Source organism: Rubellimicrobium mesophilum DSM 19309 (assembly GCF_000600335.2).
Lineage (GTDB): Bacteria > Pseudomonadota > Alphaproteobacteria > Rhodobacterales > Rhodobacteraceae > Rubellimicrobium > Rubellimicrobium mesophilum.
In genome coordinates this window covers 16,964-37,709 of the sequence record NZ_KK088577.1, presented here as the reverse complement: position 1 = coordinate 37,709, position 20,746 = coordinate 16,964, and the positions used below count along the sequence as shown (strand labels likewise).

Below are 20,746 nucleotides of genomic sequence, written 5' to 3'. Positions count from 1 at the left end.
CTGGGCCTTCGCGCCATATCCCCAGGCATGACCGACGCCCCCTCCCCTGCCCCGTCCCCGACCGATGCCCTGATCGTGGGGGGCGGCCTCGCCGGGCCGACGCTCGCGCTGGCGCTGGCGCGGGAGGGGCTCACCTCCGTGCTGATCGACGCCCGGCCCGAGGCGCTGCCGGACCGCTACGACGGGCGGTCCTACGCGCTGGCGGTGGCGTCGCGGCGGCTGCTGACGCGCGTGGGCGTCTGGGCCCATGTGGCGAATCAGGCGCAGCCGATCCTGGCGATCAAGGTCGCGGACGGGCGGCCGGGCGAGGCGCCCTCGCCACTGCACCTGGCCTTCGACCATGCCGAGATCGAGGAAGGCCCGATGGGGCACATGGTCGAGGACCGGCACCTGCGGGCCGCGCTGGAGGAGGAGCTGTCGCGCGAGCCGCGCGTGACGCTGATGCGCGGGCAGGCGGTGGTGGCGCAGGAGGTCGGGCCGGGGTCCGCTTCCGTGACGCTGGCCGATGGGAGCCGCGTCGAGGGGCGCGTCCTGATCGGCGCGGACGGGCGGCAGAGCGGGACGGCCCAGCGCGCCGGGATCGGGCGGACCGAGAAGCGTTACGGGCAGACGGCCGTCACCTGCACGGTGACCCATGAGAAGGCGCATCGCGGGACGGCCTTTCAACTATTCCTGCCTTCGGGACCGCTTGCGATCCTGCCGCTGACGGGGAACCGCTCGTCGGTCGTGTGGAGCGAGCGGGACGAGAGGGCGAAGGCGCTGATGGCGATGGACGACGAGGGGTTCCTCGCCGCGCTCCGGCCCGTGTTCGGGAGCTTCCTGGGCGGGATCGGGCTGGAGGGGCCGCGATTCGCCTTTCCGCTGTCGCTGAGCCTGGCGAACTCCTTCACCGGCGCGCGGCTGGCCCTGGTCGGGGACGCGGCGCATGGGATGCATCCCATCGCAGGGCAGGGGCTGAACGCCGGGCTGCGGGACGTGGCGGCGCTGGCCGAGGTGCTGGGGGACGCCCATGGGCGGGGCGAGGACCCGGGGAACGCGGACGTGCTGGAGCGCTACGCCCGCTGGCGGCGCTTCGACACGGCGACGCTGGCGATGGCGACGGACGGGTTCAACCGGCTCTTCTCGAACGATTCGCGGCCCCTGCGATTCGCGCGGGACGTGGGGCTCGGGCTCGTGAACCGCATCCCGCCGCTGCGGCGGGCGTTCATCCGCGAGGCGGCGGGGCTGACGGGGGACCTGCCGCGGCTGATGCGGTGAGCCGGCCCGAATGGGAACGCTGTAGGGTGCGCTTCAGCGCACCGCCTCCCGTGAACCGCTAAGTTGGCATGGCGCGCTGAAGCGCACCCTACGGAGGCACGGCGCGACCCCGTTGCCGGCCACCCGGCCTTCAGTCCAGCGCCCGCGCCTCGCTGGCCAGCATGATCGGGATGCCGTCGCGGATGGGATAGGCGAGGTGGGCGGCACGGGAGACGAGCTCCTGCCGCTCGGCGTCGTAGAGGAGGACGCCGTGGGTCTGGGGGCAGACCAGCGCCTCGAGCATCCGGGGGTCGAAGCCGGGGGTGGAGGGCGCGCGGTCGGCGGCCTCGGGCTCGGGGGTCGCGGTCTCGTCGGTCATTGCAGCACCTCTCCGGTCTCGCCGCCATGGAGCGCGAACTCGATGAGGGTGACAAGGGTCTCCCGCCGGGTGGGCAGCGTCGGCGCCTCGAGGAGGGCCTGCTTGTCCTCGGGCGGGAAGGGGCAGAGCATCGAGATCGAGTTGATGAGGAGCTCGTCCTCGGCCTCGCGCACGGCATCCCAGTCGGTGCTCAGGCCCTGCGACCGGAAGAAGCGGTTCAGGAGATCGAGGAAGGGCGTCCGGTCGAGGTCCGGGTCCTTCTCGGCCGAGCCCCGGTCGTGCTCGAAGCCGGTCCAGGAGACGTCGCAGCGGCGGTAGGGCGTGAAGCCCTCGACCTCGTGGAGGAGGCGGAAGCGCGACACGCCCGAGAGGGTGATCATGTAGCGCCCGTCCTCGGTCTCCGAGAAGGCCGAGAGCCGCCCGGCGCAGCCGATGGAATGGAGCTGGTCGCCCCCCGGCCCCTCGTAGGGCTGGATCATGCCGACGAGCCGCGCCGGCGTCTTGAGGACGTCGTCCACCATGGCGAGGTAGCGCGGCTCGAAGATGTGGAGCGGCAGCCGGGCCCGCGGCAGGAGGAGCGCGCCCGGCAAGGGGAAGATCGCGATCGTGGAGGGCAACTCGTCGGGAAGCGGCATGGCCCGCTATCTAGGACGCCCCCAATTTAGGCAAATATGAGCGACGACAATTTCCGGCGCCCCGCCAGGGCGATGGGGTCCTTGGGCGGCAGCGCGTCGAAGATCGTGAAGAGCTGTGTCTTGGCGGCGCCGTCGTTCCACTCGCGGTCGCGGCGGAAGATCTCCATGAGCTGGTCCACGGCCTCCTGCACCTTTCCGCCGGCATGGAGCGCGGTGGCGAGGTCGAAGCGGGCCTGGAGGTCGGCGGGGTCGCGCTCCACCCGGGCGGTCAGCTCCTCGACCGGGCCGGCCTTGGCGGCCTGGCGGGCGAGGCCGATCTGGGCGCGCACGGCCTCCATCTCGGGCTTGGTGGAGATGGACGCCGGGGCGCCGTTCAGGATCGCCTCGGCCCGGTCGAGGTCGTCCGCCGCGATCATGGACCGCACGAGGCCCGCATAGGCGCGGGGGTTCTCGGGCTCCTCCTGCAGGATGGCGGCGAAGGTCTGGGCGGCGTCCACGGCGGCGCCCTCGTCCAGCATCGCTTCCGCGGCCTCGATGGCCTCCGTGAGGCCGCCGTCGCCGCCGAGCTCGGCGAGCTTCTGGACGAACTGGTCCACCTGCGAAGGGGGCAACGCGCCCTGGAAGCCGTCCACCGGCTGGCCCTGCCAGAAGGCGTAGACGGTCGGGATGGACTGCACGCGGAGCTGGCCCGCGAAGGAGGGGTTCTTGTCCACGTCGATCTTGACGAGCCGGACCTTGCCCTTCTGCTTGCGGACCGCGGCCTCGATGGCGGGGCCGAGCGTCTTGCAGGGGCCGCACCAGGTCGCCCAGAAGTCCACGATGACGGGGACCTCGCGCGAGGCCTCGACCACGTCCGCCATGAAGCCCGCGTCGGTGCCGTCGATGATGTCGCCCTGCGTGGCCTGCGCCGCTTCCGCCATGGAACGTCCCTCCAGAATACCTTGCCCGCCTATATGTGCCTGCGGTCGGGGAAGGTGAAGGGGCGTTTGACCCTCGATCGACCCGGCCCTAGCGTGGCCGCCGTCCCCTTTCACGGAGCCTTTCGGATGCCCACCCTCCTCTGCTTCGGCGACAGCAACACCCACGGCTCGCCGCCCATCGTCACGCGGGGGGAGGCCTACTGGCGCTTCGACGCGGGAACGCGGTGGACGCGGGTGCTGGCGGGCCTGCTTCCCGACTGGGAGGTCGTGGAGGAAGGGCTGCCGGGGCGGACGGCGCAGTTCCCGGACCCGGTGATGGGCTCGCACATGGACGGGCGCGAAGGGCTCAAGATCGCGCTGCAGAGCCATGGGCCCATCGACGCGCTCACGGTCATGCTGGGCACCAACGACGTGAAGACGCGGTTCGGCGCCACGGCGGAGAAGGTCACGGCGGGGATCGCCGGGCTGCTCGACATCGCCATGAGCCTGGAGATGCAGGAGCGGCACGGGGGCTTCAAGGTCCTGGTGATCTGCCCGCCCCCGGTGCTGGAGCAGGGGCCGATCCGGTCCGAGTTCAGCGGCGCACGGGAGGCCTCCCTGCGGCTGCCGGCGCTCTACCGGGCGCTCGCGGAGGCGCGGGGGGTGGGCTTCCTCGACGCGGGGTCGGTGATCGAGGTGAGCCCCACGGACGGCATCCATTTCGAGCCCGAGGCGCACAAGGCGCTGGGTGCGGCGGTCGCGGAGGCGGTGCGGAGGCTTTAGGCGCAGCTTCCCCTACCCCGCCGGGCGGCGACCCGGGTCGGGATCACCATGGCAGGCCGAGGTTAAGGTCGGGTTAACGCGCGGCTCTTTTCGAGGGCCGCGCGGGGGCGCGTCACCCGTCGATAGCGGCGCGGACGGCGGCCGTATACTCGTCGGGCGCCTGGAGCATGGCGAAGTGGCTGGCCTCGGGCAGGATCACCACCTTGGCCCCGGGGATGACCTGGGCCATGTGCTCGGTGTGCTCGCGCGTGATGGCCTCGTCGTGGTCGCCGAGCGCGATGGTCACGGGGACGGCGATCTTGCCCAGCTCCTCGTCGGACCAGTTGGGCTGGCTGGCCCACATCTGGGAGATCTGCTCGACGAAGGCGTCGTACTGGTCGGGGGTGGGGGACATCCTCGCGTAGTCCTCGGCCATCCAGGCGATGTAGGAGTTGAAGACGTCGTCGGTGGCGACCGACGGGTCCACCCCGTCGGTGGTGACGTTGGCCGCCTGGGCGAAGAGGTGATCCAGACGCTCGGGGTGCGTCATGGCGATGTCGAGGCCGATGATGCCGCCGTCGGACCAGCCGACGAGGTCCACCTTGTCGATGCCGAGATGGTCGAGGAGCGCGAGGTAGTCCTCGGCCATCAGGTCGTAGCCGTAGGGCCTCTCGTCCCGGGTGGAGCGTCCGTGGCCCCGGCTGTCGGCGGTGATGACGAGGTGGTCCTTCATCAGGTCGGCGACCTGGGCGGACCAGATGTCGCCGTGGCCGAGGCCGCCGTGGATGAGCAGCACCGGGTCGCCCGCGCCGTAGGTGGCGTAGTGCATCCGGATGCCGTTCACGTCGGCCATCCCCTCCTCGTTCGCCTGGGGCATCGGGCCCGGGCGGGGGATCGACATCCAGCGATCCTCGGCCCGGGCGGCGGTGGTGGAGAGGACGAGGACGACGGCGAGGACGGCGTGGCGCATGGGGACCTCCTGTGGCGGCGATGCCAGGAGCCTAGGGGCGAGGATTCCCCTGCGTCAACGGGGCGCCGTCAGAGGTCGAAGGTCGCGAACACGGGCACATGGTCCGAGGGTGCGTCCCAGCCGCGGGCGTCGCGGAGGATGCGGCTGCCGTGGGAGGCGCCCACGAGGTCCGCCGTCGCCCAGACGTGGTCGAGCCTGCGGCCCTTGTCGGCGGCGTGCCAGTCGGGGGCGCGGTAGGACCACCAGGAGTAGAGCTTGCCCTCGGGCCGGTCGAGTCGGGTGACGTCGGTCCAGCCGCCGGCCTCGCGCGCGGTCTCGAAGTGCTCGACCTCGATGGGGGTGTGGCTCACGACCTTGAGCATCTGCTTGTGGGACCAGACGTCGTCCTCCTGCGGGGCGACGTTGAGGTCGCCGACGAGGATGGCGCGGGTCGGGCGGTCCGTGCGGAAGTGGTCGCGCAGGTGAGTGAAGAAGTCGAGCTTCTGGCCGAACTTCTCGTTCTCCTCGCGGTCGGGGATGTCGCCGCCGGCCGGGACGTAGACGTTGTGGACCACGGCGCCGCATTCGAGCCGCGCGGCGACGTGGCGGGCGTGGTTCAGGCCGGCGAAGTCCACCGATCCGGCGTCCTCGATGGGACGCCTGGAGAAGATGGCGACGCCGTTGTAGCCCTTCTGCCCCCGGATCACGGCGTGGTGGTAGCCGAGCGCCGCGAAGGTCGCGACGGGGATCTTCTCGGCGGGGGACTTGCACTCCTGGAGGCAGAGGATGTCGGGCGCCTCCTCCTGCAGCAGGCGGGCGACGAGCCCCTCCCGCAGGCGGACCGAGTTGATGTTCCAGGTGGCGAGGGTCAGGGGCATGAGAGGTCTCCGCGATCGGAGCCCTTCATAGCGGCAGGGGCCGCCGGGGGGAACCGCCGGCCCATCGGCCCTGATCCTTTGGGGGACGGGATCAGTTGATGTTGTACTGGTTGTAGCTGCAGAGGTCGAAGGTGTCGGTCTGCTGGTAGCCCGACTCCCACTCGATCAGGACGTCGTAGTAGCAGTTCGCCACGTTGTTGATGATGACGTCGAGATACTGCCCGGAATAGAGCACGTTCGAGCCGAGGAGATCCTGCTCCCACGAGTTGTTGTGGGTGGGCGAGGAGTAGATGCGGTAGACGGTCGCGCCCGAGTTGTTCTGGAAGCGGACCGAGTAGGTCTGGGCGCTCGCGGGCAGCGCCGAGAGGGCGGCGAGGGCGGTGGCGGCGGCAAGGGCGACGAGGCGGGTCATCTGAAAATCTCCTGATCGAAAAAGGTGCTTGCGATGTCGGGACGATACCCCCACGCACCCTTTCCGTCAGGTCAGGAAAACCCGCCTTAGTGGCTGCCCCAAGGCCGCGCGGCGACGGAAAAAGGGCGCTCGACCTCGCGGTCGGCGCCCTGCATACACCGGACCGGGCCCGGGGTTACTTGCTGGCGATCGTGAAGGCCGCCCCGTCGCAGACGTTCGCGCGCTTCACCTGCTCCGAGCCGTCCTCGAACACGAAGCGGAGGTCGCGGTCGCAGGCGTCGGAGGCGTTCGGGATCGTGACGGTGCCCGTGTCGCCGGCCGGCAGGACGTTGGCGCCGAGGATGTCGTCGCCGAAGCTCCCCTCGTCCGCGACGGAGGTGTAGAACTCCATCAGCGTCAGGCCGCTGTCGTTGATGAGCTGGTACTGCACGTCCTGGGCCAGCGCGGGCGCGGCAAGGCCGGCGAGCAGGAGGGCGGAGGCGAACAGTCGGGTGGTCGAAACCATCGTCGTTCCTTGTGTGGGGCCCTCGGGCCCCGGCCGGGGGCGCGCCATGCGCCCTTCGACGCTCCATATACGTGGCCCTTGGGCCGATTGCATCGGGTCGCCAAGGGCGCACGCGAAAAATTTTGCGCGCGCGACGGGAAAAAGGGCCCGGAGCGAACTCCGGGCCTAGTCCAACAGGGAGGGAATGATGGCCTTGCCCCGCCATCAGGGGATCTCATGTCCCGAACGGCCCAGGACGGCGCCGGTTCCCCCCGGGTCAAGGAAAAACAACCGGGGGTGGCCGGATGCCGCCTAGGCGACCAGGCGGTAGCCGCCGGACTCGGTCACCAGGAGGCGGGCGTTGGCGGGATCGGGCTCGATCTTCTGGCGCAGGCGGTAGATGTGCGTCTCCAGCGTGTGGGTCGTGACCCCCGCGTTGTAGCCCCAGACCTCGTGCAGGAGCACGTCCCGCGGCACCACGCCGTCCTGGGCGCGGTAGAGGAACTTGAGGATGTTGGTCTCCTTCTCGGTGAGCCGCACCTTCTTCTCGTCCTCGGTCAGCAGGAGCTTCTGGGCGGGCCGGAAGGTGTAGGGGCCGAGCTGGAAGACCGCGTCCTCGCTCTGCTCGTGGGTGCGGAGCTGGGCGCGGATGCGGGCGAGGAGCACCGGGAACTTGAAGGGCTTGGTCACGTAGTCGTTCGCCCCGGCCTCGAGGCCCAGGATGGTGTCGGCGTCCGAGTCGTGGCCCGTCAGCATCAGGATCGGGCACTTGACGCCCTGCTTGCGCATCACACGGGCGAGCTCGCGCCCGTCGGTGTCGGGGAGGCCCACGTCGAGGATCACGAGGTCGAAGAGCCCCGCCTTGGTCTTGGCCAGCGCGTCCTGGCCGCTGCCGGCCTCGAAGACGTCGAAGTCCTCGGTCATCACGAGCTGCTCGGACAGGGCCTCGCGCAGGTCGTCGTCGTCGTCCACCAGGAGAATCTTCTTCAGTTGGGCCATCATGCCCTCCGTTGCGGTCAATGCCGGTTCACGACATGAAGATGGGGAGGAACCCTGTCTTTCCAAACGGTTCGTAAGATTCCTCACGGCCATGTGTCGCTTTCGGGCCTTATGTTTCAATCCGCCTCGCGTCGGGGTATCGAGACGGGCATGACCGATGCTCTCGCCCTCGACGCCGCCGAACGGCTGGCCCGCGCCCGCGCGGACCTGCGGATGGGGCTGCCCGTGATGCTGACCCATGACGGCGCGTCGGCGCTGGCGCTGGCGGCCGAGACGGCGACGGCACGGCGGGTCGAGGGGCTGAAGGCGCTGGGCGGCGCGACGCTGGCGATCACCTCCAAGCGGGCCGAGACGCTGCGGGCGCGGGCCTATGACGGCGACCTCGCCCGAATCCGGGTGCCGGGGGACGCCGACCGTGCCTGGGTCCATGCGACGGCGGACCCGGCCGAGGACCTGTCCTCGCCGATGAAGGGGCCCTTCGCGACGCTGCGGGGCGAGGAAGGCCCCTCCCCCACCCTCGCCCGCGCCGCGATCCGGCTGGCCAAGGCGGCGCGGCTCCTGCCGGCGGCGCTGCTCGCCCCGCTGGTCGGCCCGGCGCCGGAGGGGGTCGTGGAGGTGCCGGCGGCGCTGGTGCTGGAGGCGCGGGTCGCGCCGCTCGCGGAGGTGGTGTCGGCGCGGGTGCCGCTCGCGGTCGCGCAGGCGGGGCGGGTGCACGTCTTCCGCTCGCCGCTCGACGACGCGGAGCACGTCGCGGTGGAGATCGGCTCGCCGTCGCGCGATGCGCCGGTGCTGGCGCGGCTGCATTCGGCCTGCTTCACCGGGGACCTGCTGGGGAGCCTCAAGTGCGACTGCGGGCCCCAGCTCCATGCGGCGCTGGCGCGGATGGGGGCCGAGGGGGCGGGGGTGCTGCTCTACCTCGACCAGGAGGGGCGCGGGATCGGGCTCGCCAACAAGATGCGGGCCTATTCGCTGCAGGACCAGGGATTCGACACCGTCGAGGCCAACCACCGGCTGGGCTTCGAGGACGACGAGCGGGATTTCCGGATCGGCGCGCAGATCCTGAAGGCGCTGGGGTTCCGGTCGGTGCGGCTCCTGACCAATAACCCGGCCAAGGTGGCGCGGATGGAGGAGGCCGGAGTCCGCGTGACCGAGAGGGTGCCGCTGCGGGTGGGGCTCAACGACCAGAACGCGGCCTATCTCGCGACGAAGGCGGCGAAGTCGGGGCACCTGCTGTGAGGGCGACGCGCGACGACCTCGTGGTGACGCCGCGCGGGGTGCGGTTCCGGGGGCGAGTGCTGCCCTGCACGCGGGGCCGGAACGGCTCGACGGACGACAAGCGGGAGGGGGACGGCTGCACGCCGAAGGGCGCGCACCGGATCGCGGGGGTGCTCTACCGGCCGGACCGGATGCAGCGGCCCCTGAGGGGCGCCGAGGCGATCGGGCCGCGCGACCTCTGGTCGGACGATCCGGGGGATGCGGCCTACAACTCCAGGGTCCGCGCGCCCTACGCCCGCTCGCACGAGAGGCTGCGGCGGGCGGACCCGCTCTACGACCTCGTGCTGGTGACGGACTGGAACCTGGAGCCACCGGTGCCCGGGAAGGGCTCGGCCATCTTCGTGCATCGCTGGCGGCGGCCGGGCGCGCCCACGGCAGGGTGCATCGCGCTGAGGCCGAAGGACCTGCGATGGATCGCGGGGCGGCTCACGCCGCGGTCGAGGCTGGTCGTACCGTAGGGCGGGCTTCGGCCCGCCCAGCTATCTCGGCAGCCGGTGCGCTCGTCGCCAGCGGGGCGTGGCGGGCCGAAGCCCGCCCTACGTCCTCTCCCCGAAGATCGCCGAGCCCACGCGGACATGGGTGGCGCCCTCGGCCACCGCCGCCTCGAAGTCGCCGCTCATGCCCATCGAGAGGCCGGACAGGCCGTTCCGTTCCGCGATCTCCCGCAAGAGCCGGAAATGCGGCACCGGGTCCTCGCCCTCGGGCGGGATGCACATGAGGCCGACGAGAGGGAGGTCGAGCGACCGCGCCTGCGCGACCAGGGCGTCCGCGTCCTCCGGCAGGCAGCCGGCCTTCTGCGGCTCGCGGCCGGTGTTGACCTGGGCGAAGACCTCGGGCGAGGCGCCCCTCTCCTGCGCGAGGCGGGCCAGCGTCTCGGCCAGCCGGGGACGGTCCAGCGTGTGGATGGCGTCGAAGAGCTCCACCGCCGCGCGGGCCTTGTTGGTCTGCAGGGGGCCGATCAGGTGGAGGCGAACGCCTTCGAACTCGGACCTCAGGGGGGTCCAGCGGCCCTGCGCCTCCTGCACGCGGTTCTCGCCGAAGACGCGCTGGCCGGCCAGGAGGACGGCGCGGACGCGCTCCTCGGGCTGGACCTTGGACACCGCGACCAGCGTCACGGAGCCGGGCGCGCGGCCCGCCGCCGCCTCAGCCGCCCGAAGACGGGCGAGAATGGCCTCGAGGCCCTGCATGTTCATTCCGATCCCCCTTGCGGGCCCCGCAGGGGGCCTTGACCCTTCCTCCCTGCCATGCGAGGCGGCGCCGTTCCACCTGTGTGGCCCGTCTGCATCAATTTCGTGGCTCCCCGTCCTCACGAAGCCGAGACGGTTGAATGTGGCACCCCAACGGCGCAAAGACACAGCAATGCTAGTCGGACTGGCATTCTCGGGAATGCACAACACGAGGGAAACCATGAAAAGCATCCTCCTGGCCACGGCGTCGATCCTGGCCTTCGCGGGCGCTGCTGCTGCCGAAGTGACCTTCGGCGGCGATGCGAAGCTCGGCTTCAACATCGGCAACGGCGACGAGGGCCGCGACAGCGATGATCCTGAAGCGTCGGAAGGCTTCTTCTGGGAAGCCAACCTTGGCGTGACTCTGTCGCAGGAACTGAACAACGGCCTCACCGCTGCCGCCTCGTTCACCTTGAATATCGCTGACACCGACAACGGCGGCGACGTGGACGTCGACAACGACTTCCTCCTCTCGCTGACCGCCGAGTCCGGCGGCCTCTTCCTCGGCGACACTGCCTTCGCGCCTGAGTCCCATTGGGACCCCGCTGGCAACATGTTTGCGGACGACTTCTCGGAGCAGGACGGCGAAGTCGTGCTGCGCGGCGACTTTACCTACGCGGGCATCGAGGCGTCGGTCTCGGGTGTTCTGGCTGATGCCGGCGACGACCCCAATACCCCCGACGACGATCTGGACCAACTCGCGTTCGGTGCTGAAACGACCATCGGCCGCTTCAACATGTCGCTCGGCTATCAGGAAGAGTCGGAAGCCCTCGACGGGTCGGTCGGCGACTACGATCCGGTCACCGAGAACGATGACTTCGACGTGTCGGAAGTGTTCGGGATTTCGGTGGGCACCACCTTCGGCGGCGCCGATGTCGGAGTGGCCTACGCCAAGAACTTCACCTTCGAGGACGACTCGCTCGGCTTCGAAGTGTCCTACCCGTTCGGTCCGGTGACCCTGGGCGCCTACTACGTGATCGAGAACGACGACGCGAGCGACATCGCGGGCGACCTCGGCAACGAGGACCTCGAGAACTCGTTCGGCGTCTCGGCCGACTACGCGTCGGGCCCGCTGACCGTCTCGGCCTTCTATGAGTTCGAGGATGACGGCAACGAGATCGACGATCCGGTGACCGGCGACTTCGACTTCGACAACGATGGCGACGATCAAGACGAAGACGACGATTACGGCATCGAGATCGGCTACGATGTCGGCAACGGCCTCGAGCTCTACGCCGGCCTGATCGACGAGACCGGCAACTACGTCGGCGCCGAGTACGACCTGGGCAACGGCGCGCAGCTGATCGCATCCTACGCCGATCAGGACGAGGAAGGCGCCCGCGAGTACGAAGCCGGCACCACGCTGCAGGCCAAGTTCTCGTTCTGATCCCTCACGGGTTCGGAGAACGGAATGGGGGGCGGTCCTTCGGGGCCGCCCTTCTTCTTTGCGTGGGCCGGGTGGGTGCGGTCTGGACAAGGGGCACCTGCTCCTCCATGACCAAAGCCGTTTCCTGACAGCCCGAGGATCGCCCATGTCCCGCTACGACGCCCCTTCCATCGAAGCCCGCTGGCAGGCGGAGTGGGACAAGGCTGGCAGCTTCCGGGCCAAGGCGGACCCCGAGAAGCCGAAATACTACGTGCTGGAGATGTTCCCCTACCCCTCGGGGCGCATCCACATGGGCCACGTCCGCAACTACACGATGGGCGACGTGGTCGCGCGGCAGAAGCGCGCGACGGGCCATGCCGTGCTGCACCCGATGGGCTGGGACGCCTTCGGGCTGCCGGCCGAGAACGCGGCGATGGCGAGCGGCGGGCACCCGAAGGACTGGACCTACCAGAATATCGCGGACATGCGCGGGCAGATGAAGCCGCTGGGCTTCTCGATCGACTGGAGCCGCGAGTTCGCGACCTGCGACCCGGATTACTACGGCCAGCAGCAGGCGCTGTTCCTGGACATGCTGGACGCCGGGCTGGTGACGCGCCGCGCGGCGGTCGTGAACTGGGACCCGGTGGAGATGACCGTGCTCGCCAACGAGCAGGTCGTGGATGGCAAGGGCTGGCGGTCCGGCGCCGACGTGGAGCGGCGCGAGCTCACGCAGTGGTTCTTCAAGATCTCCGACATGGCGGGGGACCTGCTGGACGCGCTGGAGGGGCTCGACGACTGGCCCGCCAAGGTCAAGCTGATGCAGGCCAACTGGATCGGCCGGTCGCGCGGGCTGGAGATGAGCTTCCCGCTGGTCGAGCCCGCAGAGGGCTTCGATGCGATCCCGGTCTACACGACGCGTCCCGACACGCTGCTGGGGGCGAGCTTCGTCGCCGTCTCGCCGGACCACCCGCTGGCCAAGGCGCTGGCCGCGCACCGGCCCGAGGTCGCGGCCTACTGCGAGGAGGCGCGCAAGGGCGGCACCACCGAGGAGGCCATCGAGACCGCCGAGAAGACCGGCCTCGACACCGGGCTGCGCGTGCGGCACCCGCTGGACGCGTCGTGGGAGCTGCCGGTCTGGATCGCCAACTTCATCCTGATGGACTACGGCACGGGGGCGATCTTCGGCTGCCCGGCGCATGACCAGCGCGACCTCGACTTCGCGCGGAAATATGCGCTGCCGGTCGTCTCCACCTTCGTGCCGGTGGAGGGCGAGCACGCCCGCCCCGAGGAGGGCGCCGACGCCTTCGTGCCGCAGAAGACCGAGCCCGTGCGCTACGTGAAGCTCTTCGCGGGCGAGGAGGAGCAGAGTTCCGAGCAGGGCGTGGAGGCGGCCATCGCCTTCGCCGAGGCGCAGGGCTGGGGCAAGGGCGTGACGCGCTACCGGCTGCGCGACTGGCTGCTGTCGCGGCAACGCTACTGGGGCTGCCCGATTCCGATCGTGCATTGCGCGGAGTGCGGGGCGGTGCCGGTGCCGCGCGACCAGTTGCCGGTGCGGCTGCCCGAGGACGTGAGCTTCGACCGGCCGGGCAACCCGCTGGACCGGCACCCGAGCTGGAGCCGCGTCCCCTGCCCTTCCTGCGGCGGCGAGGCGCGGCGCGAGACGGACACGATGGACACCTTCGTGGATTCGAGCTGGTATTACGCCCGCTTCACGGCGCCCCATGCGGTCACGCCCACCGAGATGGACGAGGCCGCCTACTGGATGAACGTGGACCAGTACATCGGCGGCATCGAGCACGCGATCCTGCACCTGCTCTATTCGCGCTTCTTCGCGCGGGCGATGGTGCAGACGGGGCACCTGCCCGCGAGCGCGCGCGAGCCGTTCGACGCGCTGTTCACGCAAGGCATGGTGACGCATGAGATCTACCAGACCCGGGACGAGAACGGGCGGCCGGTCTATCACTTCCCGGAGGAGGTCGAGGGCGGCAGGCTGAAGTCGAGCGGGGAGGCCGTGGAGATCGTCCCTTCGGCCAAGATGTCGAAGTCCAAGAAGAACGTCGTGGACCCGGTGCATATCGTGGCGACCTACGGGGCCGACACGGCGCGGTGGTTCGTGCTGTCGGACTCGCCGCCCGAGCGGGACGTGGAGTGGACGGCGGCGGGCGCCGAGGCCGCCTACAAGCACCTGTCGCGCGTCTGGCGGCTGGCGCAGGAGGCGGCCGAGGCGACCGGCGATGCGAAGCCCGACGCCGACGCGGCGCTGGAGCGGGCGCTGCACAAGTGCATCCACGAGGTCACGCAGGGAGTCGAGAGCTTCGGTTTCAACGCAGCCATCGCCAAGCTCTACGCCTTCACCAACCTGCTGGCGAAGTCCGAGGCGGGACCGGAGGCCAAGCGCCGCGCGGCGCGGGTACTGGCGCAGCTCATGGCGCCGATGACGCCGCACCTGAGCGAGGAGCTCTGGGCTCGGCTCGGCGGCGAGGGGCTCTGCGCGGAGGCGGCCTGGCCCAAGGCGGACCCGGCGATGCTCATCGAGGAGAGCGTGACGCTGCCGATCCAGGTGAACGGCAAGCGGCGGGGCGAGATCCAGGTCGCCCGCGACACCGCCGTGAAGGAGATCGAGCGGCTGGCGCTGGAGGCGGTGGCGCGGAGCCTGGAGGGCGCGGCGCCCAAGAAGGTGATCGTGGTCCCGGGCCGGATCGTCAACGTTGTGGCCTGAGGCGATCCCCCGGCGGGGGGCCCTTTTGGGCCTCCTTTCGCTCGCGGGCTGCGGCTTCGCGCCCGCCTATGGGCCGGGTGGACCGGGGGAGCGGCTGAGAGGGCGCCTGGACGCCGAAGCCCCTGATACGCCGGACGGGTTCCGGCTCCGGGCGCGGCTGGAGGACCGGCTGGGTCGGGCCGAGTCGCCGGCGGCGGTGCTGAGCGTGGAACCCTGGGTGGAGGTCGCCGAGGCAGGGATCACGCCCACGGGGGCCATCACGCGCTACGACCTCCAGGGGCGGGCCGCGTGGCGGCTCGTCGCGTCCTCCGGCGTCGCCCTGGCCCAGGGGGAGGTCTCGGCCTTCACCGGCTACTCGGCGACCGGGACGACCGTCGCCACCCGCGCCGCCCAGGACGACGCGCGCGAGCGGCTCATGGTGCTCCTGGCGGACGAGATCGTGGCGCGCCTCCTCGCCCTGCCAGCGGAGGCCCTGCCCTGAAGCTCTCCTCGCGCGATGCCAAGGCCTTCCTGAAGCGGCCCGATCCTGCCGTGGCGGCGGCCCTGATCTCCGGCGAGGACGGGGCGCGGGTGGCCGAGGCCCGCGCGACGCTGGTCCGCGCCCTGATCGGCCCCGAGGGCGAGGCGGAGATGCGGCTCGACCGGATGTCGGGAGCGGAGCTGCGGCGCGAGCCGTCCCGTCTTCTGGACGCGCTCAAGGCGGTGGGGTTCTTTCCCGGACCGCGTGCGGTGCTCCTGGAGGAGGCGACGGACGGGCTGGCGCCGGTCATCTCGGGCGCGCTGGACGCCTGGGCGCCGGAGGATGCGCGTCTCGTCGTGACGGGCGCCGGGTTGCCGTCGAAGGGCGCGCTGCGGAAGCTCTTCGAAGGGCGGCGGGGAGCGGTGGCGATCACGCTCTACGACGATCCGCCCACCGAGGGAGAGGTCGGCGACATGCTGCGCGAGGCTGGCCTGACGCGGGTCGAGCCCGGGGCGCGGGACGACCTCGTGGCCTTGGCGCAAGCGCTTCCTCCCGGGGATTTCCGGGGACTGCTGGAGAGGCTGTCGCTCCATCAGATGGACGCGCCGGAGCCGCTGGACGCGGGGGTGGTGGCCGCGCTCGCCCCCCAGGCCGGGGAGGCGGAGGTCGACGACCTCCTCGCGGCGGTGACGGAAGGGCGGCGGGACCGAGTGGCCCCCCTCCTCGCGCGGCTGTCCGCGCAGGGGACAGGGCCGGTGGCGGTGACGATCCAGGCCCTGCGGCATTTCCGGGCGCTGCTGGCGGTGGCGAGCGACCCCGGCGGGGTGAATGCGGGCCTCGCGGCGCTGCGGCCCCCCGCGGGCGGCGCGCGGCGGCAGGCGCTGACGCGAGCGGCCGAATCGTGGCGCCGGGAGAGGATCGAGGACGGGCTGAGGAGCCTGGTGGAGCTCGACTTGGCGCTGCGCTCCGGCGGCCGAGTGCCGGATCGGGCGCTGCTCGAGCGGGCCCTGATGCGCCTGGCCTCGAACAGGGCCGAGTGAGCGGCCTGAAACGATGGGACCCGCGCGACGGGCGCGCGGGTCCGGTCTGATCTGACGATCAGGAACTCAGGACTCGGAGTCTTCGTCTTCGTTGGCGACGGCGAGGGCCACGAGGCCGCCGAGCAGGGCGAGCGGCAGAAGGATGCCGAAGGTCGAGCGGGGCGCTTCGGGCTCGGTCACGACGACCGGAGCGACGGGCGCGGGCTCGGCCACGACGGGAGCGAAGCCGCCGGCGAAGGCTTGGCCAGCCGCCGCGGTCAGCGCCGTCGCGAGCACGAGAGACTTGAGGTGACGCATGGATTTACTCCTTGGGATGGGCACGGCACTTGGGCCGTCCTCACGATCATTACCCAGTTCCGTGAATGAAACAAGGCAGGCCCGGGGACCTGCCTTGCTACTGTGGCCATCGTGCCCAGATGGGCGCGTTAAGATGGCATCACCCTCAGAGGCTCAGGACTCGGAGTCTTCGTCCTCGTTGGCGACGGCGAGGGCCACGAGGCCGCCGAGCAGGGCGAGCGGCAGAAGGATGCCGAAGGTCGAGCGGGGCGCTTCGGGCTCGGTCACGACGACCGGGGCGGGCGCGGGCTCGACCACGACCGGGGCGAAGCCGCCGGCGACGGCTTGGCTGGCCAGGGTCGCGCCGAGGACGGCAGCGAGGGCGAGTTTGGTCAGGCGCATGTTCTTACTCCAGTTAGTAACGAAGCCTTGAGGAGGGTGTAGGGCCATAGGTGCCACCGCTCAAGAAGGTTGCGCGCCATCCCTTGCCGCAGGGGCGAATCAAAGTCGGTTGCTGCGCAAATATGCAACAGTCGGCGACACATATTGGCGGGACGAGACGATGCTGCCGGAGTCGTCGAGCCAGTAGATGTTGTCGAAGATGAGCGCCGTGCCGCGGCAGTTCTCGTTGAAGCGGCGGAGAGTCGCCTCGCGGATGCCGAGGTTGACCGCCTCCGCCCCCGCCGGGGCGATGGTGCAGGCGAAGCTGTCGGTCAGGATCTGGTTCTGCGCGTCCAGGGTCTCCATGCGCCGGGTCACGGTGCCGCCGCCCGAGCGGAGCGCCTGGAGGACGCCGGCCGATTCCATGGTGATGAGGTCGTCGCCGAAGCCCCGCGTCGCCACGAGGACGCCGCCGTCGAAGGCCGCCGTGGGGCCGGACTGGAGGGCGAGCGTGATCTCGGGGCCGTTCTCCTGGATCACGCGCGCGGGCTCCTGGAGGCCCAGGGCGTTGATCTGCACGAGGCGGTAGGTCCCGGGCTCGGCCGCGATAGCCTCGGGCGTGAATCCGCCGGGGATGCTGCGCGAGGCGTGCACCGAATCGTCGGAGCCGACGCCGCCGAAGATCGAGCGGGCCTGGCCGACGATGCCGAGCGCCCGCGATTCGGCCGCGGGCACGTTGACGCCGTCCGTCCCGGCATTGCCGGGTCCGGTCTCCTGGCCGCAGGCCGCCAGCGCGAGGAGGGCCGCCGCCCCCAGGAATGTCCGCCTCATCTCCAGAACCGCCCCCATGAATCCTCGAGGTCCGCGTAGTGACCTTCGCGCACGATGTCGTAGAGCCGCCCCTCGACGTCGAGGCGGGCGCCACCGTCGCGGTTGAGCGAACGGAGCGTCGAGGTGATCTCGCGACGGGTGGGCTGGCCGAAGATGAAGTCCACGGGGATCGCCACCCGGATGCCCTTGTCGAAGGATCCCTCCCCGAAGTCGTCGAAGGGCACGTCGGTCAGCGTGAAGTAGCCGCCCACGCGCCAGCCGTTCTCGAACTCGCGGTCGAGGGCGAAGGTCGCGCCCCAGTCCCCGGCGAGGTAGCGGCCGGCGTCGATCTCGCCGTGGAAGCCGTTGCCGAAGTCGTAGTAGGCGGACAGGTGCCCCGTCACGACGTCGTAGTCGCGGAATTCCAGGAGCTGGTCGAAGTCGCGCTGCTTGGCGTAGTTGACCTCGGCGCCCACGGCCAGGCGGGATGCGACGGGGGCCCAGAGCACCTCGGTCGAGAGCCCGCCGTACATGGTTTCCAGGTAGCCGACGGTGACGCGGCTGTAGAGGTTCCGGCCCGGACGGCCGTAATAGGCCAGCGTCAGGTCCTGGAGCACGGGATGGTCGTTCTGCGCGTAGAGCCCGGCGTTGGTCCGCACCGCCGGCAGGTCGTCGGTGCCGGGGTTGAACTGGTCATCCTCGGAGTCCCCCGTCCGCACGAACCGCTGCCGGATGCTGCCCGAGAAGATCAGGTTGGGCTGGATGCGGTAGGCGGCCGAGACCTCGGCCCCCAGGGATATCTCGAGGGGGTTCTCGGGGTCGAACACCTGGAGGGCGAGATAGGGCCGGATCCCCCACGAGAAGCGGTCGCGCGCCGGCGGCACGTCCACGAGGCCCCCCCGGCCCGCCGCGTCGTCGAATCGGGCCTGGGCCAGCGTCGCGGCGCTGCCGCCCACCTCGTTCTCGAAGGCCTCGATGTCGGTGCGCGCGAAGGTCACGGAGGAGAGCGGGATGCCGGCCTGCTGAGGCTCGAGCGTCAGTTGCTCGATGGAGGGGGGCAGCTCCTGCGTGAGGATGCGGGCGACGCGGCCCATGGCCTGCGCCTCGGTCCGGTAGCGGGTGTTGGTGTAGCGCAGCCGCGCGGTGCGGTCGGTGAGCTCCAGGGCGTTGAGCTCCACGCCCTCGGTGCGGAGCGCCAGGGCCAGGCGATCGCGGACCGTGGCCTCGGGAAGCGCGGCGCGGTCCCAGCTCTGGGCGGCGTGGACGGCGTCGGCGCGCACGGCGACGGGCTGGGGCGCGGGGTCGAGGCCGGACCAGAAGATCGGCTCGTTGGGGTTCACCGTGACGGTGCCGGTGAAGGAGAGCTGCGAGCCGTAGAGGTAGCCCAGGCCGAGCTGCACGCCCGGCATCGGCCGCCAGGTCACCCCGAAGTTCAGGGGCGAGTTGTAGTCGAAGAGCGGCTGGTCCCTGGCATCCACGTAGGCGTCGTCGGAGGAGTATTCGGCCTTGAGGATCCAGCGTTCGTTCGGGGCCCATTCGACCCCGCCGAAGACGGCCGCGTCGCCCCGGAAGAAGGCGTCCACGCCCGGGGTCCCGCCCTCGTCCTCGCGGGGGTCGAAGGTGGTGGGGCGCGTCTCGAAGCGGTCGCCGAGGATGCCGAGGGGATTGGTGAAGCCGTTGTGGGTCCCCAGCCGCCCCCAGCCCAGGCCCGCCGTCACGCGGACGGCATCCCCGATGGTCTTGGTCGCCACCACGTATTCGCCGGAGTAGATGCCGGTGCCCAGGAAGTCCTGGAGGCCCACCGCGACCATGGGGGTGTATATCCCCTCGTCGTTGAAGCGGAAGCGCAGGTCGAAGCTGCGGTCCCAGAGATCGTCGCCCCCGCTGAGGAACTCCTGGATGCCGGAGTAGCGGAAGGTGCCCGACAGGCGCGGCGTGACCTGGAAGGTGAAGGAGTTGCGGAGCTGGCCGCCGAAGTAGCCGAGGGTGCCCGCGATCTCGCCGTCGTCGGCGCTCAGCGCCGTGGGCATCTCGAGGAGGCCCGGCGTGCCGTAGAGCGTGTAGGTCACCGCGCGGTCCTGCGCGGCGACGGGCGCCGCGAGCAGCAGCGCGAGCGCGCTCGCGGTGCCGAGGCGGAGGGCATGGGCCATGGCGGGTCTCCTCGTCCTGGTCGCGCCCACCTAATCCGAAGCCCGGGGGGATGGAAAGCCGATCGGGACGAAGGGCCGTGGGTTTTCCGCCGGACCGATTCGCGGGCGCATCAGCGGGCGAGCCAGGCGGAGGCCCCCTGCCCCGCCCTCCGCCCCAGGGCCATGCAGGCGGTGAGCAGGTAGCCGCCGGTGGGCGCCTCCCAGTCCAGCATCTCGCCCGCGGCGAAGGTGCCGGGACGGTCGTGGAGCATGAGGCCGTCGGTGAGCGCCCCGAAGCGGAGGCCGCCGGCGGTGGAGATCGCCTCGTCGAGCGGGCGGGGGCCGTCGTGGCGGACGGGCAGGCGCTTGAGGAGCGGCGCGAGGTCCGGGGGAAGCGGCCGGCCCCATTCCTGGAGGAGGGCGGCGCGGGCGCCGTCGAGGCCGAGACGCTTGCGGAGGTGGTTCGCGAGGCTCTCGCGGCCGCGCTGGCCGAGCCTGCCGCGCAGGGTCTCCTCGGCGAGATCGGGGAAGAGGTCGAGCGTGAGCGGCGCGCCCTCGCGCAGCGGGCGCGAGAGGGGGTAGAGGCCGCCGCCCTCGAGGCCGCGGCCGGAGACGACCACCTCCCCGCGCGAGGCGAGGGGACCGGCGGACCAGGCCGCGCCCTTCACGGGCTCGCCGAAGTGGCGGGCCATGTGGGGGGACCAGCGGACGAGGAGGCCCATGTTCGAGGGCGCGAAGGGGGCGACCTGGCCGGGGAAGAGCGCGGCCCAGGCACCGTCCGAGCCCAGCCGTCGCCAGCTCGCGCCACCCAGGGCGAGGACGGTGGCGCGGGCGCGCAGGAGGCGCGGCCCCTCGGGAGTGGCGAAGCGCAGGGCGTCGTCCTCCCACCCGGTCCAGCGCCAGCGGGTCCGGAGGGTGGCGCCCTGCGCCTCGAGGCGCGCGAGCCAGGCACGCAGGAGCGGCGAGGCCTTCCATGCAACGGGAAAGACGCGGCCGGTCGAGCCGGCGAAGACCTCCTGCCCCAGGCCCCGCGCCCAGCCCATGACCTCCTCGGGACCGAAGGCGTCCAGGGCAGCGCGCAGGGCGGGCGGGAGGTCCGGGCCGTAGGCCGCGTGGAAGGCGCCGCGCGCCTCGTCCTTGGTCAGGTTCAGGCCGGACTTGCCGGCCATCAGGAACTTGCGGGCGGGCGAGGGCATGGCGTCGGCGACCAGCACCGGACGCCCGGCGCCGGACAGGACCTCGGCGGCGGCGAGCCCGGCGGGGCCCGCGCCGACGACGAGGGCGCCGGGGAGGTCGAAGGGCTCCGGAAGCGGAGGGCCGGGGAGGTCGGGCTGCGGCACGGTCTCGGGTCGCGGAAGGGTTTCGCTGTCCCGAGCGGTGGCAGGCGGGAGGCGGCTTCGCAACCCCGGAACGGCGGCGGGAATGCCGCGT

Annotated in this window: 22 protein-coding genes; 8 read left to right on the top strand and 14 right to left on the bottom strand. The window is 71.2% G+C overall.

Annotated elements, in window-relative coordinates:
- Window positions 1-27 precede the first annotated feature (27 nt).
- Window positions 28-1,257 (top strand): UbiH/UbiF/VisC/COQ6 family ubiquinone biosynthesis hydroxylase, encoded by a 1,230-nt coding sequence (locus RUMESO_RS13095; protein ID WP_037280873.1) that lies wholly within the window; start codon window positions 28-30, stop codon window positions 1,255-1,257.
- Between the two features lie 130 nt (window positions 1,258-1,387).
- On the opposite strand, the gene RUMESO_RS13090 is transcribed toward RUMESO_RS13095, so the two are convergent.
- The 3 genes from RUMESO_RS13090 to RUMESO_RS13080 form a co-directional block, all read right to left on the bottom strand.
- Window positions 1,388-1,540, bottom strand: coding sequence for a Trm112 family protein (locus tag RUMESO_RS13090; RefSeq protein WP_245639274.1), 153 nt, complete (start codon window positions 1,538-1,540; stop codon window positions 1,388-1,390).
- Between the two features lie 71 nt (window positions 1,541-1,611).
- Window positions 1,612-2,250 (bottom strand): LON peptidase substrate-binding domain-containing protein, encoded by a 639-nt coding sequence (locus tag RUMESO_RS13085; RefSeq protein ID WP_037280869.1) that lies wholly within the window; start codon window positions 2,248-2,250, stop codon window positions 1,612-1,614.
- A 26-nt stretch (window positions 2,251-2,276) separates the two neighbouring features.
- Window positions 2,277-3,170, bottom strand: coding sequence for a thioredoxin family protein (locus RUMESO_RS13080; protein WP_037280867.1), 894 nt, complete (start codon window positions 3,168-3,170; stop codon window positions 2,277-2,279).
- Window positions 3,171-3,296: 126 nt separating this feature from the next.
- Between RUMESO_RS13080 and RUMESO_RS13075 the strand changes: the two genes are divergently transcribed.
- A complete protein-coding gene (locus tag RUMESO_RS13075; RefSeq protein WP_037280866.1) occupies window positions 3,297-3,932 on the top strand; it encodes an SGNH/GDSL hydrolase family protein in 636 nt (211 codons plus the stop codon).
- 112 nt (window positions 3,933-4,044) lie between these two features.
- Here the strand turns inward: RUMESO_RS13075 and RUMESO_RS13070 are convergent, their stop codons facing one another.
- The 5 genes from RUMESO_RS13070 to RUMESO_RS13050 all read right to left on the bottom strand — a co-directional run bounded on the left by RUMESO_RS13070 (window position 4,045) and on the right by RUMESO_RS13050 (window position 7,633).
- Complete coding sequence (locus RUMESO_RS13070; RefSeq protein WP_037280864.1) at window positions 4,045-4,881, bottom strand: alpha/beta fold hydrolase; 837 nt, start codon at window positions 4,879-4,881, stop codon at window positions 4,045-4,047.
- Window positions 4,882-4,949: 68 nt separating this feature from the next.
- Window positions 4,950-5,738, bottom strand: a complete 789-nt coding sequence (locus tag RUMESO_RS13065; RefSeq protein ID WP_037280861.1) for an exodeoxyribonuclease III — start codon at window positions 5,736-5,738, stop codon at window positions 4,950-4,952.
- Window positions 5,739-5,829: 91 nt separating this feature from the next.
- Window positions 5,830-6,150, bottom strand: a complete 321-nt coding sequence (locus tag RUMESO_RS13060) for a hypothetical protein (protein WP_037280859.1) — start codon at window positions 6,148-6,150, stop codon at window positions 5,830-5,832.
- Between the two features lie 175 nt (window positions 6,151-6,325).
- Window positions 6,326-6,655, bottom strand: coding sequence for a hypothetical protein (locus RUMESO_RS13055; protein ID WP_037280857.1), 330 nt, complete (start codon window positions 6,653-6,655; stop codon window positions 6,326-6,328).
- Between the two features lie 291 nt (window positions 6,656-6,946).
- Complete coding sequence (locus RUMESO_RS13050) at window positions 6,947-7,633, bottom strand: response regulator transcription factor (protein ID WP_037280904.1); 687 nt, start codon at window positions 7,631-7,633, stop codon at window positions 6,947-6,949.
- Window positions 7,634-7,783: 150 nt separating this feature from the next.
- Between RUMESO_RS13050 and ribA the strand changes: the two genes are divergently transcribed.
- Together ribA and RUMESO_RS13040 are read left to right on the top strand one after the other, a co-directional pair.
- A complete protein-coding gene (gene ribA, locus RUMESO_RS13045) occupies window positions 7,784-8,869 on the top strand; it encodes a GTP cyclohydrolase II (RefSeq protein WP_037280855.1) in 1,086 nt (361 codons plus the stop codon).
- A complete protein-coding gene (locus RUMESO_RS13040) occupies window positions 8,866-9,366 on the top strand; it encodes a L,D-transpeptidase family protein (RefSeq protein WP_037280853.1) in 501 nt (166 codons plus the stop codon). Before ribA ends, RUMESO_RS13040 begins: the two co-directional genes overlap by 4 nt.
- 78 nt (window positions 9,367-9,444) lie before the next feature.
- On the opposite strand, the gene RUMESO_RS13035 is transcribed toward RUMESO_RS13040, so the two are convergent.
- Window positions 9,445-10,101 (bottom strand): YggS family pyridoxal phosphate-dependent enzyme, encoded by a 657-nt coding sequence (locus RUMESO_RS13035; protein ID WP_245639273.1) that lies wholly within the window; start codon window positions 10,099-10,101, stop codon window positions 9,445-9,447.
- Window positions 10,102-10,315: 214 nt separating this feature from the next.
- Between RUMESO_RS13035 and RUMESO_RS13030 the strand changes: the two genes are divergently transcribed.
- From RUMESO_RS13030 to RUMESO_RS13015, 4 genes are all read left to right on the top strand, one after another.
- Window positions 10,316-11,521, top strand: coding sequence for a porin (locus RUMESO_RS13030; protein ID WP_037280851.1), 1,206 nt, complete (start codon window positions 10,316-10,318; stop codon window positions 11,519-11,521).
- Window positions 11,522-11,666: 145 nt separating this feature from the next.
- The gene (gene leuS, locus RUMESO_RS13025) at window positions 11,667-14,219 is read left to right on the top strand and encodes a leucine--tRNA ligase (protein WP_037280849.1); all 2,553 of its coding nucleotides are present in this window, start codon (window positions 11,667-11,669) and stop codon (window positions 14,217-14,219) included.
- A 25-nt stretch (window positions 14,220-14,244) separates the two neighbouring features.
- The gene (gene lptE / locus RUMESO_RS13020; protein WP_245639272.1) at window positions 14,245-14,700 is read left to right on the top strand and encodes an LPS assembly lipoprotein LptE; all 456 of its coding nucleotides are present in this window, start codon (window positions 14,245-14,247) and stop codon (window positions 14,698-14,700) included.
- Window positions 14,701-14,750: 50 nt separating this feature from the next.
- Window positions 14,751-15,719 carry a DNA polymerase III subunit delta gene (locus tag RUMESO_RS13015; protein WP_245639271.1) on the top strand — a complete coding sequence of 323 codons (969 nt, stop codon included), beginning with the start codon at window positions 14,751-14,753 and terminating at the stop codon, window positions 15,717-15,719.
- 66 nt (window positions 15,720-15,785) lie between these two features.
- Here the strand turns inward: RUMESO_RS13015 and RUMESO_RS13010 are convergent, their stop codons facing one another.
- The 5 genes from RUMESO_RS13010 to RUMESO_RS12990 all read right to left on the bottom strand — a co-directional run bounded on the left by RUMESO_RS13010 (window position 15,786) and on the right by RUMESO_RS12990 (window position 20,655).
- Window positions 15,786-16,016 (bottom strand): hypothetical protein, encoded by a 231-nt coding sequence (locus tag RUMESO_RS13010; RefSeq protein WP_037280847.1) that lies wholly within the window; start codon window positions 16,014-16,016, stop codon window positions 15,786-15,788.
- 153 nt (window positions 16,017-16,169) lie between these two features.
- Window positions 16,170-16,397 carry a hypothetical protein gene (locus tag RUMESO_RS13005; RefSeq protein WP_037280845.1) on the bottom strand — a complete coding sequence of 76 codons (228 nt, stop codon included), beginning with the start codon at window positions 16,395-16,397 and terminating at the stop codon, window positions 16,170-16,172.
- A 99-nt stretch (window positions 16,398-16,496) separates the two neighbouring features.
- Complete coding sequence (locus tag RUMESO_RS13000; RefSeq protein ID WP_037280897.1) at window positions 16,497-17,207, bottom strand: YjbF family lipoprotein; 711 nt, start codon at window positions 17,205-17,207, stop codon at window positions 16,497-16,499.
- The gene (locus tag RUMESO_RS12995; protein WP_037280843.1) at window positions 17,204-19,336 is read right to left on the bottom strand and encodes a YjbH domain-containing protein; all 2,133 of its coding nucleotides are present in this window, start codon (window positions 19,334-19,336) and stop codon (window positions 17,204-17,206) included. Before RUMESO_RS12995 ends, RUMESO_RS13000 begins: the two co-directional genes overlap by 4 nt.
- A 110-nt stretch (window positions 19,337-19,446) precedes the next feature.
- Window positions 19,447-20,655 (bottom strand): TIGR03862 family flavoprotein, encoded by a 1,209-nt coding sequence (locus RUMESO_RS12990; protein ID WP_037280841.1) that lies wholly within the window; start codon window positions 20,653-20,655, stop codon window positions 19,447-19,449.
- Window positions 20,656-20,746 lie beyond the last annotated feature (91 nt).

Excerpts from the sequence above, each read along its gene's own strand:
- RUMESO_RS13095 (WP_037280873.1), top strand. The coding sequence starts at position 28 with ATGACCGACGCCCCCTCCCCTGCCCCGTCCCCGACCGATGCCCTGATC.
- RUMESO_RS13090 (WP_245639274.1), bottom strand. The coding sequence starts at position 1,540 with ATGCTCGAGGCGCTGGTCTGCCCCCAGACCCACGGCGTCCTCCTCTAC.
- RUMESO_RS13085 (WP_037280869.1), bottom strand. The coding sequence starts at position 2,250 with ATGCCGCTTCCCGACGAGTTGCCCTCCACGATCGCGATCTTCCCCTTG.
- RUMESO_RS13080 (WP_037280867.1), bottom strand. The coding sequence starts at position 3,170 with ATGGCGGAAGCGGCGCAGGCCACGCAGGGCGACATCATCGACGGCACC.
- RUMESO_RS13075 (WP_037280866.1), top strand. The coding sequence starts at position 3,297 with ATGCCCACCCTCCTCTGCTTCGGCGACAGCAACACCCACGGCTCGCCG.
- RUMESO_RS13070 (WP_037280864.1), bottom strand. The coding sequence starts at position 4,881 with ATGCGCCACGCCGTCCTCGCCGTCGTCCTCGTCCTCTCCACCACCGCC.
- RUMESO_RS13065 (WP_037280861.1), bottom strand. The coding sequence starts at position 5,738 with ATGCCCCTGACCCTCGCCACCTGGAACATCAACTCGGTCCGCCTGCGG.
- RUMESO_RS13060 (WP_037280859.1), bottom strand. The coding sequence starts at position 6,150 with ATGACCCGCCTCGTCGCCCTTGCCGCCGCCACCGCCCTCGCCGCCCTC.
- RUMESO_RS13055 (WP_037280857.1), bottom strand. The coding sequence starts at position 6,655 with ATGGTTTCGACCACCCGACTGTTCGCCTCCGCCCTCCTGCTCGCCGGC.
- RUMESO_RS13050 (WP_037280904.1), bottom strand. The coding sequence starts at position 7,633 with ATGGCCCAACTGAAGAAGATTCTCCTGGTGGACGACGACGACGACCTG.
- ribA (WP_037280855.1), top strand. The coding sequence starts at position 7,784 with ATGACCGATGCTCTCGCCCTCGACGCCGCCGAACGGCTGGCCCGCGCC.
- RUMESO_RS13035 (WP_245639273.1), bottom strand. The coding sequence starts at position 10,101 with ATGAACATGCAGGGCCTCGAGGCCATTCTCGCCCGTCTTCGGGCGGCT.
- RUMESO_RS13030 (WP_037280851.1), top strand. The coding sequence starts at position 10,316 with ATGAAAAGCATCCTCCTGGCCACGGCGTCGATCCTGGCCTTCGCGGGC.
- leuS (WP_037280849.1), top strand. The coding sequence starts at position 11,667 with ATGTCCCGCTACGACGCCCCTTCCATCGAAGCCCGCTGGCAGGCGGAG.
- RUMESO_RS13010 (WP_037280847.1), bottom strand. The coding sequence starts at position 16,016 with ATGCGTCACCTCAAGTCTCTCGTGCTCGCGACGGCGCTGACCGCGGCG.
- RUMESO_RS13005 (WP_037280845.1), bottom strand. The coding sequence starts at position 16,397 with ATGCGCCTGACCAAACTCGCCCTCGCTGCCGTCCTCGGCGCGACCCTG.
- RUMESO_RS13000 (WP_037280897.1), bottom strand. The coding sequence starts at position 17,207 with ATGAGGCGGACATTCCTGGGGGCGGCGGCCCTCCTCGCGCTGGCGGCC.
- RUMESO_RS12995 (WP_037280843.1), bottom strand. The coding sequence starts at position 19,336 with ATGGCCCATGCCCTCCGCCTCGGCACCGCGAGCGCGCTCGCGCTGCTG.